General features: G+C 41.7%; 9 protein-coding genes and 1 pseudogene. 1 reads left to right on the top strand and 9 read right to left on the bottom strand.

What is annotated here, in order from left to right; genetic code table 11:
* Positions 1-274: 274 nt before the first annotated feature.
* Entirely contained in the window at positions 275-916 is a 642-nt protein-coding gene (locus AAY47_RS14750; protein ID WP_047770894.1) for a hypothetical protein, read from the top strand.
* Between the two features lie 177 nt (positions 917-1,093).
* Here AAY47_RS14750 and asd read toward each other — a convergent pair whose 3' ends face one another.
* The 9 genes and pseudogenes from asd to glmU all read right to left on the bottom strand — a co-directional run bounded on the left by asd (position 1,094) and on the right by glmU (position 14,362).
* A complete protein-coding gene (gene asd / locus AAY47_RS14745; protein WP_047770893.1) occupies positions 1,094-2,203 on the bottom strand; it encodes an aspartate-semialdehyde dehydrogenase in 1,110 nt (369 codons plus the stop codon).
* 204 nt (positions 2,204-2,407) lie between these two features.
* A complete protein-coding gene (locus AAY47_RS14740) occupies positions 2,408-2,686 on the bottom strand; it encodes a hypothetical protein (protein WP_152669815.1) in 279 nt (92 codons plus the stop codon).
* A 337-nt stretch (positions 2,687-3,023) separates the two neighbouring features.
* Positions 3,024-3,347: an IS630 transposase-related protein gene (locus AAY47_RS14730; RefSeq protein ID WP_047770890.1), complete on the bottom strand. Its 324-nt coding sequence runs from the start codon at positions 3,345-3,347 to the stop codon at positions 3,024-3,026.
* 83 nt (positions 3,348-3,430) lie between these two features.
* Positions 3,431-3,577: pseudogene (locus AAY47_RS20770) on the bottom strand (transposase); the annotation flags it as partial.
* 22 nt (positions 3,578-3,599) lie between these two features.
* Complete coding sequence (locus AAY47_RS14725; RefSeq protein ID WP_047770889.1) at positions 3,600-6,668, bottom strand: type I restriction endonuclease subunit R; 3,069 nt, start codon at positions 6,666-6,668, stop codon at positions 3,600-3,602.
* 296 nt (positions 6,669-6,964) lie between these two features.
* Complete coding sequence (locus tag AAY47_RS14715; RefSeq protein WP_047770898.1) at positions 6,965-8,275, bottom strand: restriction endonuclease subunit S; 1,311 nt, start codon at positions 8,273-8,275, stop codon at positions 6,965-6,967.
* A 10-nt stretch (positions 8,276-8,285) separates the two neighbouring features.
* Complete coding sequence (locus AAY47_RS14710; protein WP_047770887.1) at positions 8,286-10,667, bottom strand: type I restriction-modification system subunit M; 2,382 nt, start codon at positions 10,665-10,667, stop codon at positions 8,286-8,288.
* Between the two features lie 339 nt (positions 10,668-11,006).
* Positions 11,007-12,836 (bottom strand): glutamine--fructose-6-phosphate transaminase (isomerizing), encoded by a 1,830-nt coding sequence (gene glmS / locus AAY47_RS14705; protein WP_047770886.1) that lies wholly within the window; start codon positions 12,834-12,836, stop codon positions 11,007-11,009.
* 125 nt (positions 12,837-12,961) lie between these two features.
* Complete coding sequence (gene glmU / locus AAY47_RS14700; protein ID WP_047770885.1) at positions 12,962-14,362, bottom strand: bifunctional UDP-N-acetylglucosamine diphosphorylase/glucosamine-1-phosphate N-acetyltransferase GlmU; 1,401 nt, start codon at positions 14,360-14,362, stop codon at positions 12,962-12,964.
* Between the last annotated feature and the right edge of the window lie 71 nt (positions 14,363-14,433).

Raw genomic sequence — 14,433 nt, 5'->3', positions numbered from 1 at the left:
CACTTTATGCCTTGTCATATTGGATTGGGATATTATGCCATATTGGTATGATTTAGCTATATAATTCACGCGCTTACTATTTAATTATATGTAACATAACAAAATACAAATAAGAACAGCCTTAAAAAATTATTGACAATGGTATGCTGATAAAGTTAATTAATACCCCAGTTCATTCATATAATCCGATTTATCAGAAGCTGTATCATTATCCGTAGGGATATTTACATATTTATATATCTATATATTTAGTAATGTCATTTAGGAGAAGATCATGCAAAATTTTACTACCCAAACATCCACCATACCTCATATTATTGAGGCCGAGATGGTGAGTCAAAATGAGCTGTGTCGTATATCCGACAATGCCGATGCTCTCCGTTCTAAGGCAATGGAACTGACCGATTCGTGGGAAGGTGTAATGTTCGCATTAACCCATGAAGAAATTGAAAATATCGCACTGGCTGTTGGTTTCATTCCAGAAGTAGCAAGTAAAATTCACCATGAAATTAAATCACTTTCCTATGCCAAAATCCAATCCAACACAGGCTCAGATTCACTTGCAACCAAACATAACATGGATATTAGTCTTCTTGCACTCCGGGGTGTAACAGACTTTGATCGTGCTTTATCTCATGTTAATGATAGTAACCTGGAAGAAATTCTGGATGAAAACCAAGAGATATTCCAGAAAATCCGTAATGCACTTCCCGCTTATGAAGCCCGGATGAATTTTAGGCCCGAAACGGCCTCTGCTGTGCTTAAGTCTCTGGGGGCAGAGATATCACCTGAATTGCTTTATAAAATTTGCCCAAAATACCACACGACGTCGGTTATAGACCTTGAAAACCGCAAAGGGGTCAGTACCGAGTTTATTCGTTGTGTCACATTAACATTGGGTACAACCGTTTGCTAAAAGCATTAATATTATGCCAGCGCCCGTTTTCTTGGGCGCTGGCATTTTAGGTAACGACACTGATTTATTGATATTGATGAAAAATTCAGGCGACAGGCGAAAAAATCATTAATGCCGCCACGAATGACGGCATTATCCCAACAAATGCAGTGTTTCAATAAAAAACTTAACTCTTTTCTACAGCAGAATACGTAACATACGGCGCAAAGGCTCTGCGGCTCCCCAGAGCAACTGATCACCCACAGTAAAGGCAGATAAATATTCCGGTCCCATATTCAGCTTACGCAGACGACCCACAGGTGTATTCAACGTGCCGGTAACCGCTGCCGGCGTTAACTCCCGCATCGTTAGCTCCCGATCATTTGGAATAACGCGAACCCAATCATTATGGGAAGCCAATAGCATTTCAATTTCCTGGATCGGGATATCTTGTTTCAATTTCAGGGTAAATGCCTGACTATGGCAACGCAATGCCCCAATACGGACACACAAGCCATCAATCGGGATCACATTATTGCCTGTGTTCAAGATCTTGTTGGTTTCCGCCTGACCTTTCCATTCTTCGCGGCTCTGCCCGTTTTCCAGTTGCTTATCGATCCACGGAATTAAGCTCCCCGCCAAAGGAACACCAAACTGCTCCGTTGGCAATGCCCCACTGCGGGTAAAATCTGTTACACGTTTTTCAATATCCAAAATTGCGGAAGCAGGGGTCTTTAATTCTTCAGCAACCAGATGATGCAACATCCCCATTTGCACCAACAGCTCACGCATATGGCGAGCACCACCGCCAGAAGCGGCCTGATAGCTTGATACCGACGCCCATTCAATCAAATCATTGGCAAACAATCCTCCCAACGACATCAACATCAAGCTGACGGTACAGTTACCGCCAACAAAAGTTTTGATACCTTTATTCAGGCTATTTTGAATATGTCGGAGGTTAACAGGATCAAGAATAATGACAGCGTCATCATTCATACGTAGTGCAGAAGCGGCATCTATCCAATATCCCTGCCAGCCGGTTGCCCTCAGTTTAGGGTAGATTTCATCGGTATAATCCCCACCCTGACAGCTAATGATAATATCCAGCGCACCCAGTGCCTCAATATCAAAAGCATCCTGTAACACACCTGATTTTCCAGCGAATTCTGGCGCAGGAAGCCCGTGCTGGGAGGTTGTGAAGAAAACCGGATTTATTGCGTCAAAATCCTGCTCTTCTACCATTCGCTGCATCAATACTGAGCCGACCATACCGCGCCAGCCGATAAAACCTACACACTTACTCATGTTTACCCTGCCTTGAAAAATGTTCATCTGATACCACTGATATCATTAAAACTGACAAAATATAGCAAAAGGTGCAAGTATATTTATGAGCTATAGCACTAGAACTTTTAAAGCGATGGGTCTGCCATTTTTAAGTTATATTGAGATTTGCACCGCTAATTTAGAAAATACCGCTGTAAGAGATCTCTTCTTTGTGACTGGTGATTATCTACTACAAAGGAACTGCCCTCGGTTTATTACCATGGCAAGAATATATTTCCACCGTAACGATGTATCATCAATTGCTTGCCCCAATATCTCTTTATCCTTTTTATAATTATGGGAAACATGCCAATTTTGGCGGCGCCCCTGACGAGGAAGACCAGATTCACCACGTCTCACATAACCTGAACGCAATTCGCCAAAAATAGGCTCATTAACCATGACTTCATCCGGTTGCGCATGTGGTGTGACAGCCTTGGTGTGACGGCTGATCCATCTCATTTAACAAACGACAAATATATTCGGCTGATAGATCAATTTTTAATGTCCAAGCATTATTGATATAGCCAACCAGATAAGCAAAATTAGGAATATTCTGTACCAATGTTCCCTTATATAACAATTGGCTATGACTTTGTGGCTTTTGTCCATCAATAAAAAGTTCTATTCCTCCCATAAGATGTAATTGCAGCCCTGTGGCTGTCACTATGATATCTGCGGGTAATTCCTTACCCGTGGCATTGACTGTGCGAAACCACTTTCATCCAAATACACAATCGGTTTGCTTTCCTGTTCATAGTCGCTGATGCGCTCGACAAACGCCTGACGAAGCTGAGGATCAGCACGAGGATGTTTTAATGTTTTTTTTAAGTGTGAGCCGAAGTCGTTTCAAGGCGTAATGAATAGCCGACTGCGAGACACCTAACCGTTTTGCTCTTTCCCACTGATAATCATCAGGAAAGTTTTTGATATCCGCGATGAGCACCTCATCAGGAATTTTCATGGGAGGCTTATCACGCGTCATGCAAGGTTCTATTTTATGGCTCCACCGGAACAGGGTACGAATAGAAATCTCAAAATGGGCACTCGTTTGTTCGAAAGTCAACGAATGCTTATCTTTGTATGCCAGGACTCTTTTTCGAAAATCTAAACCGTAACCCATTTCACTTTATACCTTGTCATGTTGGATCTGGATATTATGCCATATTAGTATGATTCCGCTATATGATCAAAACATCATAATGATTACTCATGTGACCTCTCCAGCAAAAAGATTCTCTTAACCAGATAAGTAACTGGTTCAATATGATGCTCCAGATAGGCCTTTATCATCTCATCCGTTAATTGACCCACCGTGGCACAAAAATAGCCTCTACCCCAAAAATGTTGACCCAGTATCAATTAAGGTAATTACCTACTCCCCAATAATTCGTTGCATACTTTGAGTCCAAGAAACCTTAAAGGCAGGATCGTTTGCAAACAGTTTGTAAAGTTCCAGCTCCTCTTTTCGACGCTGGAGCATAATTTCCTTCAACATTTTTTCGAAAGCTAACTCTCGGTTATGTGGATCTGGGTTATTCTTATACTTGGCTTCAAAATCAGGATGATTGCGAACACTGTCAGCAATATTCACAAACTTAACCCTTTGTTCTTCAGGCGTTGCACTCCAGCCTTGAAACCATTTTTCATTAAAATCACGAATAATATCATCTAATGATTCGGTCTCTTTTTCCATTCCATAGGCACCTCTTGGATTAGGATTCTGAGGGTCTAGTTCTGACTCAGAGTCATCCAATTTAATACTATGATTTAGCTGAACTCGTTGTAGACCATAAGAACTCAAATCTACCGACTCCAATAATTTATCGAAAACCTCTGCGTCTGGATCTTCCACATTCAATTTAGGGATCAGAAACTTAAGAAACCAGAACAGTTTTTCCCATGCCACAAATTCATAAGGCATGATGGATGCCATCTGGCTGTAAATTTTCACAAATTGCTTGGCTTTAATTTTGAAATCTACTTTGGCCTGAGGTGTAAGATCTAGCTCACTGTCAAACCGCACTGCCGCCTTATCGATAATTGGACTCAATGTTTGGGCATCTTCATTATTGAAATAACGGGTAACGAAATCTTCAACTTCATACCATTCATAAACCCCCACTTCATCCATTTCATCTTTTAGCTCATGAAGAACATTAATATCCGTAGCCTGAGACAATGATGTTGCAGTATAGAAGGGATCAAAAGCTGATTTAATATCCTCAACTGAGTTAAAGAAATCCAATACAAACAAGTCTTCTGTCTTTTTCCCTAATTCAGGCGCACTACGATTTAAACGAGAGAGTGTTTGTACACATACAACGCTGCCCAACTTTTTATCTACATACATTGCGCAAAGTTTGGGTTGATCAAACCCAGTAAGATACTTATTGGCAACTACAAGCAAGCGATACTCATCTGTATCAAACTCATCTTTAGTATCCTTTTCAGCAAACCCATTAATATCTGCTTCTGTATACTCAATACCATCGACTTCTTTAGAACCTGAAAAGGCAATTAGCACCTTAAAAGGGTTGTTTTGTTCTTCTAGGATACGACTAATTGCTTTGTAGTATCGAATAGCTGTCTCAATGTTCTGGGTTACAACCATACCTTTACCTTTCCCTTTGAGTTTTTTGGCATTCACTACATGAGGGATAAAGTGTTCAAGCATGATTTCAGCTTTGATATCGATAGTCTGCTGGCTACGCTCAACATAGGCACGCAACTTCTTTTGCGCTTTTTTGGTATCAAATTCTGGGTTATCTGCTATTGATTTTTCAATCTCATAGTAACTTTTATAAGTCGTGTAATTAGCCAGCACATCCAAAATGAAGCCTTCTTCAATAGCTTGTTTCATTGAGTACAGATGGAAGGGTTTAAATGTTCCATCCTTCTGGCACTGACCAAACTTCTCTAGAGTAGAGTTTTTTGGGGTAGCAGTGAATGCCAGATAAGATGCATTGCCGCGCATCTTGCGTGATTTCATTGCTTGTAAGATCTTATCCTGCGCGTCCTCTTCCTCTTCAACAGACGATTTACCCATTGCTTGGTTCATATTGTCATGCGCTGAACCAGACTGAGAGCTGTGTGCCTCATCAATAATCACGGCAAATCGTTTGTCACTAAGGTCGGCGATACCGTCAATGATAAACGGGAACTTCTGGATCGTTGTGATAATGATCTTTTTACCATTTTCCAACGCTTGTTTAAGCTCAGATGATTTATGAGCTGGTGCAATAATATTCTTAACTTCAGAAAATTCCTTGATGTTATCCCTCAGTTGCCTATCCAACAGACGTCTATCGGTTACCACAATGACAGAGTCAAATAACGGTTGCTCTATACCTCGTCCACCTGAAACAGCTTCCGAAGCTGGGTAGGTCTCAATAAGTTGATAAGCCGCCCATGTAATGGAATTTGATTTCCCTGAACCTGCTGAATGTTGAATTAAATAGGTTTGACCAACGCCGTAGGTCGATGCATGAGCTATTAGCTTACGCACAACATCTAACTGATGATAGCGAGGGAAGAAAAGTTTTCTCTTTGCAAGGAGATCCTTACTGGTTCCATCCAGACGAACAAAGTGCTGAATAATGTTAGCAATGCTCTCTTTAGTGAAAACTTCTTCCCATAAATAAGCTGTCTTGTGCCCACTACTGTTGGGTGGATTACCCTGACCAAGGTTGTAACCTTTGTTGAACGGCAGGAAGAAGGTCTTTTTACCTGCCAGCTTAGTTGTCATATAAACTTCATCGGTATCTACCGCCATATGTACTAAGCAACGCCCAAAAGTCAGTAGCGGTTGGTTAATATCTCTATCTTCACAATACTGTTTTTGCCCATGGTATCTTGCTGTTTGTCCTGTCCAGGCATTCTTAAGCTCCAGAGTAATAATCGGAATGCCATTGATAAACAAAACTATGTCAATTTCTTGTCGCGGATTAGCAATTGAATAGCGTACTTGTCGGGTACAACTGAAAATATTATCGGTAAAATTTTGTTTTACCTTATCGCTGCTACTGGCTAGAGGAACTGAATACATCAGAGTAAAGTGTGCATCATCGACACTTAGCCCTTTCTTAAGAAGGTGCAAAACTCCGTGCTTTTTAATCAGACGGTCATAACGCTCAAGCAGTTTTCGTTGCCAATCGGCGGGTGCATTTTTCTTGAGTTTGGCAAGTTCTTCTTTTTGTGTTTTTTCCAAAAACTGCCAGAAAAATCGCCTGTCCAAAGCATATTGCATGTCGAAGTCTGAAGGTGTTCCAATAGAATACCCAGCACTTGGTACTTGGGTAGTGGGATCTGAAGATGCTCCAACAGAATATATAGAACCCATCTCTTGGGCAGACAAGCCTTTTTTCAATTCTTCGGAACTAATCCCTACTAAAAACTTCTCAATTGCAGATTCTAATGCTTGTTCGTTAGTTTTACTGACCATAAATCTCAATTATCCTTATCCAAAATTCTTTTGCTCCAGAGCCTATGCCACCTTTTGCAACGATCCTTTGAAAGATTATTCTAATTTACTTATGTAATCGAGATTCCAAGAAACAAATTGTGACCCAATACCTTTAATAAATCCGTCGGCTTTACAGGAAAATGGAATGCGTGAGGATTTATTGTCACCCCGCCGCATCCATTCCACGTTTTTACTCAAGTCCTGTTTGATTTGCTTTAACCAGGCTAATAATACGATTAATTTGATGATTAACCACAAACATAATGCCTATCTACTTATGCTTCAGCCATTTCAGGCGTTATTTTGATTTTGCCGGTTACAGCGCTGTTGATGAGTGAGGTTTTGTATTCTTTGAGTTTTTCGATTTGCTTCTCTTTGATGGCGATAACCTCATCAATTTTAGCTGTTTTTTCATCAAGGAAATTAGCGAGTAAAATTTGCTCTTTTTCGCTGGGCAACAAAAATGGGATGTTCTTCATCCTGGTTTTTGAAAGATCCCATTGCCCAATTCGAACACCATCGGAAGCACTTCCAAAAAAGGATACATATAGTTTGCTTCTAATTGCCCAATTAAAAAAAGCAGGATTAATTGATATTACAAAAGTGAAAACATAGTATGCAGGACTGACAATCCCTGTGAACTTCGATACACCATAAGAACCCTGCCAAGCCTTCATCTTATTCATACCGAACTGGCCTTTTTTTATTAGTTTGTAACCACTTAAGTCGTCGGGTATGAAGTTATGATTTGACTCTTGATCTTCAATATCACGTTCAATAACACCTTGCTCTCTGGTAATGGATAGCAAAGGAAGATTTGGGTGATTCTTAATAGAAATCGGGGATAAGCATCTACCCAATTTAGATATTTTCCAATGTGCTGGTATCTGCCCAATCCAATCCACACCAGAATCTTTCATCGGCACATTAGGATCAAGTCCTTGTGTCACAACCTTCTGGATGATGATTTGCTTACGCTCTTTTAGTAAAGCTATCTGCTGCTCTTTGATGGCGATAGCTTCATCAAGTTGTGCTGTTTTTTTGTCGAGGAAATTAGTGATTAAGGCTTGTTCTTTCTCGTTAGGCAACAAAAATGGAATGCTTTTCATTCTACTTTTTGAAAGATCCCACTGCCCAATTCGAACTCCATCGGAAGCACTGCCAAAAAAGGATACATATAATTTGCTTCTAATTGCCCAATTAAAGAAATCAGGATTAATTCGCTTTGCAAAAGTAAAAACATAGTATGCAGGACTGACAATTCCTGTGAATTTCGATACACCATAAGAGCCTTGCCAAGCCTTCATCTTATTCATACCGAACTGGCCTTTCCTTATTAATTTGTAGCCACTTAAGTCATCAGGTATGAAGTTATGATTTGACTCTTGATTTTCAATATCACGTTCAATAACACCTTGTTCTCTGGTAATGGATAGCAAAGGAAGTTCTGGATGATTTTTAATAGAAACTGGGGACAAGCAGCTACCCAATTTAGATACCTCCCAACTTGAGGGTATAAGACCAACCCACATGAAGCCAGAATCCTTATATGAGTCGTATTTGGGTAGTTCTGCAATACTTAACATCATAGTCTCTTTACCCTTGAACCTTCCCAACAGAAATGCCTAATATTTGAGCTATCAAACCCTCAGATTTCTGCTCCAAACTGATAATATCTGATGCTACTTCTTCGAGTGAGCGAAGCGGTTTATGGCGATAAAAGTATTTATTAAAGCTAATCTCATATCCGATTTTCACTGAATCCAAATTAATCCATGCTTCACTAACATGAGGTTTCACTTCTTCCTGAAAATATTCGTAAATGCTTTGGTTAAGCGGTATGGACTCACTATCACGTAAATCAGAGCTGGTTTCATAAGTCATATATTCATCTTTCTTACCAGTCGGATAGAAGCCAAAATCAGGTAGATCCGTGACTTCGCATTTGTAATTGTCCAAAAGCTCATTGAGTTTATCGCCTGTCAGTTTGACAATCTTTTTGGTAACTTTAGCCGCCGTTTCGTCATACCAGCTCACGGCGTTCAGGATCGCATTTCTCTCAGTAGCCGATAGCTTAACTTGGTATGTTTTCAGCTCTTGCTCGACTAGTGATTTGAAGATGTTGAAATCACTAAATTCCTCTGTTCCGATTGCTGCCATTAATTTCTCAGCAGTTTCATATACAGATTTGAGTGACAGCCAGTGTTTAACATCCAAAAGTTTGGTTTTGGCTTTAGTATTTAGACTAATTTCATTTTCTTCGCACCAAGACACAATCTCTTTTTCGATAGATTTCAGGAAACCTTTCTCATACACATTATCACCGTGCTCAATGTATAAATGCGACATAACATCACTGAGCTGTTTGTCAAAGCGAAGTGAATTAATAGCATCATGAGTAAATTTTGCTTTACGGCGATCAGGACGCTCAATAGTAACCTTGTTGTAACCAAAATCGTCGTTACGGAATACCTGGCTGGCAATTCCGACAGGATCACCGTTAGCATCCAATTGACGCTCAACAGTGGCACAGGATAGATAAGTACGGGTGATTTCCTCAATATGTTCAGGGGCAAACTCACAGTTCTTATTACCAAGATTCTTACGCAATTTGCGATATAAGAGGCTGGTATCAATTAGTTGAACCTTTCCACGACGGTTTTCTGATTTATTATTACTCAGTATCCAAATATAAGTGGTAATACCTGTGTTATAAAAAAAGTTATTGGGTAACTGAACAATCGCCTCCAGCATATCGTTTTCTATAATGTAGCGACGAATATTGCTCTCACCACCGCCTGCATCACCGGTAAATAAACTAGAGCCATTGTGAACAGAAGCTATACGGCTTCCCAATGGACTAATTTTTGGTGACTTCATTTTGCTGACCATTTCCATCAGGAACAGCAACTGTCCATCACTTGAGCGAGGTGTCGCATCATAGTCAGATTCAACACCCCAAAAATCCTTTAATTTGACTTTAAAGCGCGGATCAATCACATCAGAGCCATCTTTAATATGCTTTTGTTCTGATGCCCAACTTTTGCCATAAGGTGGATTAGACAGCATAAAATCGAAGCAATCTGAGTAAAATTCGTCAGTAGATAAGGTTGAACCAACTCTGATGTTTTCCGGGTTATTATTTTTAATGATCATATCGGACTTACAAATGGCATAAGTCTCGTCGTTAATTTCCTTACCATACAGGTAAATGTCGCGGTTATCTTTTGGATACTTTTCTTTAATGAAGTTTTGCGATTCCGTAAGCATACCGCCACTACCGCAAGCAGGATCATACACTGTCATGGTGAGTGGCAGAGAACCTTCGACCGGATCAAAAAGTAAGTGAACCATCAATTCAATCACTTCTCGTGGTGTGAAATGCTCTCCAGCCTCTTCATTGTTTTCTTCATTGAATTTACGGATTAGCTCCTCAAAGACATAACCCATTCCTAGGTTGGTAAGGGCTGGCAGCTTATTACCATCCGGATCGTCAATCTCTTCTGGTGTCAGGTTAATGTATGGTGATACAAATTTTTCAACCACATCGAGTAGCACTTGCTTAGACGCCATATGGCAGATTTGAGATTTTAGATTAAAACATTCAATAATCTCTTTGACGTTATTACTAAAACCCAACAGGTACTCATTGAAGTTTTCAAGCAAAATTTGCTGGTTGTTAGTTGCGGTATTAAACAGTGTTTTTAGTGTCCATTTAGAGGTGTTGTAGAACACATAGCCGCTAGCTAACTTCAGAGGCTCATCATCCAGCTCAGTGGAATTCATCTCTTCTTTTTGGAACCTAACTTCTTCAAGTACCGCTTCTTTGGTCGGCTCCAGCAAGGTATCCAAACGGCGTAACACCACCATAGGCAGAATCACGTCACGATACTTACCGCGTACATACACGTCACGCAGGCAATCATCAGCAATGTTCCAAATAAAAGAAATCAGTTTATTATGTACGCTGTGGTTCATATCTTTTCCGTTTAGTGTGACAACATTTTGGTCACATAATAATTTTAAAATTAATTATAATTAACGTGATCAAGTAATAAAAAAATCACATAAAGAAATCAAAAGTCACTTAGGTTAGGCAATAGAAATTTTGGTTGTCAAGTCGCATGAAACCAACCGAAATTGTGCGTATTTTGAAGATATATTGAGTGTAGTTTAGACATCGCTTATCACGTGAAAATAGCTATGATCTGTTTTCAGAAAGGAATAATAAGTCCGTTATCCATTACGTGCAAACTCCCCAAATACAGTGAGATCTGCCTTTGAAAGACAGATCTCTGACCGCTAACTACAACACCATCACTCCACCGTTACCGACTTCGCCAAGTTACGAGGCTGATCCACATCCGTACCTTTGATCAAGGCAACGTGGTAAGACAGCAATTGCAGGGGCACAGTGTAGAAGATCGGTGCGATCAACTCTTCTACGTGTGGCAGGGAGATGATCTTCATGTTTTCGCTGTTGGTGAAACCTGCATCTTGATCGGCGAAGACATACAACAAACCGCCACGGGCGCGAACTTCTTCAATGTTGGATTTCAGTTTTTCCAGCAGTTCGTTGTTTGGTGCAACGATGATGACCGGCATATCCGCATCGATCAGTGCCAACGGGCCATGTTTCAATTCACCAGCAGCGTAGGCTTCTGCGTGAATGTAGGAGATCTCTTTCAGTTTCAGTGCACCTTCAACCGCAATCGGGTATTGATCGCCACGGCCAAGGAACAGGGCATGATGTTTTTCAGAGAAATCTTCTGCCAATGCTTCAATCAGCTTGTCTTTGGATAACATGCTTTCAATGCGGCTTGGCAGGGCATGCAGGGCATGAACAATGTCTTGTTCCAGTGCTGCATCCGCACCTTTCAGGCGTCCAATGTAAGCCACCAGCATCAGCAATACAGTTAGCTGGGTAGTAAAGGCTTTGGTGGATGCCACGCCGATTTCTGCCCCTGCTTTGGTCATCAGGGCAAATTCAGATTCACGTACCAAAGAGGAACCAACAACGTTACAGATGGTCAACGAAGTCAGATAGCCGAGTTCTTTAGACAAACGCAGAGCAGCCAAGGTATCCGCCGTTTCACCGGATTGGGACAGGGTGATCAGCAGGCTTCCTTTACGGCGCGCCGGCTTGCGGTAGCGGAATTCAGAAGCGATTTCAACATCACATGGAATACCTGCCAGTGATTCGAACCAGTAGCGCGAAACCATTCCCGCATTGTAGGAAGTACCGCAGGCAACAATTTGGATATGCTCAACTTGTGACAGTAATTCCGCCGCATTAGCGCCCAGTTCTGACAGATTTACCTGACCATTGCTCAAACGGCCTTCCAATGTGCTTTTGATCGCCATCGGTTGTTCGTAAATCTCTTTCTGCATGTAGTGACGGTATACCCCTTTATCACCAGCATCATACTGAACGTTGGATTCAATTTGCTCTCGCTCAACGGCTTCACCCTGTACACCAAAGATGCGAACGGTACGACGAGTGATTTCTGCAATATCACCTTCTTCCAGATAGATAAAGCGACGAGTCACTGGCAGTAATGCCAATTGGTCAGATGCCAGGAAGTTTTCACCCACACCTAAGCCAATGACCAATGGACTGCCAGAACGCGCAGCAACCAGCACATCTGGATGACGGCTATCCATAATTACGGTGCCATAAGCGCCACGTAATTGTGGGATCACACGCTGCACCACTTCCAGCAGTGAACCGCCTTGTTGCTGTTCCCAGTGAATAAGATGGGCAATGGTTTCTGTATCTGTATCAGAAGAGAAGGTGTAACCACGCGCTTTTAATTCTTCGCGCAGTTCTTCGTGGTTTTCAATAATGCCATTATGCACAACAGCAATATGCTCAGAAACATGAGGATGAGCATTGCGCTCGTTTGGTTCACCGTGAGTCGCCCAACGAGTATGAGCAATCCCTGTGCCGCCAATAACTGGCTGTTTATCTGCTTCATCAGCCAGCATCTGTACTTTGCCCACTTCGCGCAGGCGGGTCATGCGGTTTTCACTGTCAACGATAGCCATACCCGCAGAGTCATAACCACGGTATTCCAGGCGACGAAGACCTTCGATCAGTATTTCTGCAATATCCCGTTGTGCTACTGCACCAACAATTCCACACATTTTGTTTTATTCCCAAAAACAGGGCGATGAAGCCCTTTTATGTCGCTAACCTGATTGTGTTTCGGCTTTGCCGTCCCCGAGCTTTGTAGAGATGGGGATTTTTATTATGGATATATCTTATTTATTTATTTTTTCTTCACTGGACGCTGCCAGTTTTTAATATGGGTTTGCTTTACACGACTGATAACCAAGTCATTCTCAGCAACGTCTTTTGTTACTGTGGTTCCGGCACCAATCGTCGCGCCTTTCGCAACCGTCACTGGCGCAACAAGCTGTGTGTCAGAACCAACAAAAACATCATCACCAATGATGGTCTTAAATTTATTGGCACCATCATAGTTACAAGTAATGGTTCCCGCACCAATATTGACATTATTGCCAATTTCAGAATCACCAAGATAAGTCAGATGACCAGCCTTGGAACCTATGCCAAGCGAGGATTTTTTCATTTCAACGAAATTGCCAACATGCGCTTTTTCCGCCAATTTGGAACCCGGGCGTAAACGGGCAAAAGGCCCAATAGTACACTCTGCCGCAATGTCAGAATCTTCAATGACGGTGTACGGGTCAATGACTGCTCCATCACCAATAACACAATTTTTCAGGATACAGCCAGAGCCGATCTGAACATTATTTCCCAGTGTGACATGACCTTTAATAATCACATTGGTATCAATCACCACATCACGACCGTGTTCTAGTGTTCCGCGCAAATCAAAACGGGCAGGATCTAATAACATGACGCCCGCCAGCAGTAATTTTTCCGCTTGCTCAGATTGGTAAATACGTTCCAGAGCGGAAAGTTGCAGACGATTGTTGACCCCTTCCATTTCACTTAAACGGCTTGGGTGTACAGCCTTGATTTTACGGCCTTCTTTGTGTGCAAGCGCAATAACATCCGTCAGGTAATATTCGCCCTGTGCGTTATTGTTTTCCAGCCGGGATAACCACCGTTTCAAATCACCGCCATTCGCCACCAAAATACCGGTGTTAATTTCGTTGATTTTACACTGTTCTTCCGTTGCATCTTTCTGTTCGATAATCCCCGTCACTTCACCATCTTCACGGATGATACGACCATAGCCCGTTGGATTATCCAGTATGGCAGTTAATAAACCAATTCCACCCTCTGGTTTAGCTTCTATCAAACGCGCCAAGGTATCTTTGCCAATCAAAGGCACATCACCGTAAAGGATCAGAATATCTTCATCATCCGAAAAATACGGAGCAGCTTGCTGCATGGCATGACCTGTACCAAGCTGTTCAGCTTGCCGTACCCAATTCAGATCCTGGCCGGGAAGGGCTTGTTTCATCAAATCACCTCCATGCCCATAAACCAGGTGAACATTTTGGGCGCCCAACTCCATTGCGGTATCAATAACATGCTGAACCATCGGCTTACCGGCCAGCACGTGCAGAACTTTAGGAAGAGCGGAATACATGCGAGTTCCCTTGCCCGCGGCAAGGATCACAACACTTTTTGTACCGACATTATTTGCGTTGTCATTATTTGCAATAATAGACATAAGAAACCTGACAATCCCAATTTTTAAGTATGAAAGTAAACCTGTTTGCGAAATAAATTGCCACATATTTC

It is taken from the genome of Xenorhabdus griffiniae, assembly GCF_001028135.1.
Classification (GTDB): Bacteria; Pseudomonadota; Gammaproteobacteria; order Enterobacterales; family Enterobacteriaceae; genus Xenorhabdus; species Xenorhabdus bakwenae.
The sequence above is the reverse complement of the archived record's forward strand: the minus strand, read 5'-3'. Positions and strand labels throughout refer to the sequence as shown.

What these genes read in the sequence shown, in the direction of transcription:
- AAY47_RS14750 (WP_047770894.1), top strand. Translation starts at nt 275, where the DNA reads ATGCAAAATTTTACTACCCAAACATCCACCATACCTCATATTATTGAG.
- asd (WP_047770893.1), bottom strand. Translation starts at nt 2,203, where the DNA reads ATGAGTAAGTGTGTAGGTTTTATCGGCTGGCGCGGTATGGTCGGCTCA.
- AAY47_RS14740 (WP_152669815.1), bottom strand. Translation starts at nt 2,686, where the DNA reads ATGAGATGGATCAGCCGTCACACCAAGGCTGTCACACCACATGCGCAA.
- AAY47_RS14730 (WP_047770890.1), bottom strand. Translation starts at nt 3,347, where the DNA reads ATGGGTTACGGTTTAGATTTTCGAAAAAGAGTCCTGGCATACAAAGAT.
- AAY47_RS14725 (WP_047770889.1), bottom strand. Translation starts at nt 6,668, where the DNA reads ATGGTCAGTAAAACTAACGAACAAGCATTAGAATCTGCAATTGAGAAG.
- AAY47_RS14715 (WP_047770898.1), bottom strand. Translation starts at nt 8,275, where the DNA reads ATGTTAAGTATTGCAGAACTACCCAAATACGACTCATATAAGGATTCT.
- AAY47_RS14710 (WP_047770887.1), bottom strand. Translation starts at nt 10,667, where the DNA reads ATGAACCACAGCGTACATAATAAACTGATTTCTTTTATTTGGAACATT.
- glmS (WP_047770886.1), bottom strand. Translation starts at nt 12,836, where the DNA reads ATGTGTGGAATTGTTGGTGCAGTAGCACAACGGGATATTGCAGAAATA.
- glmU (WP_047770885.1), bottom strand. Translation starts at nt 14,362, where the DNA reads ATGTCTATTATTGCAAATAATGACAACGCAAATAATGTCGGTACAAAA.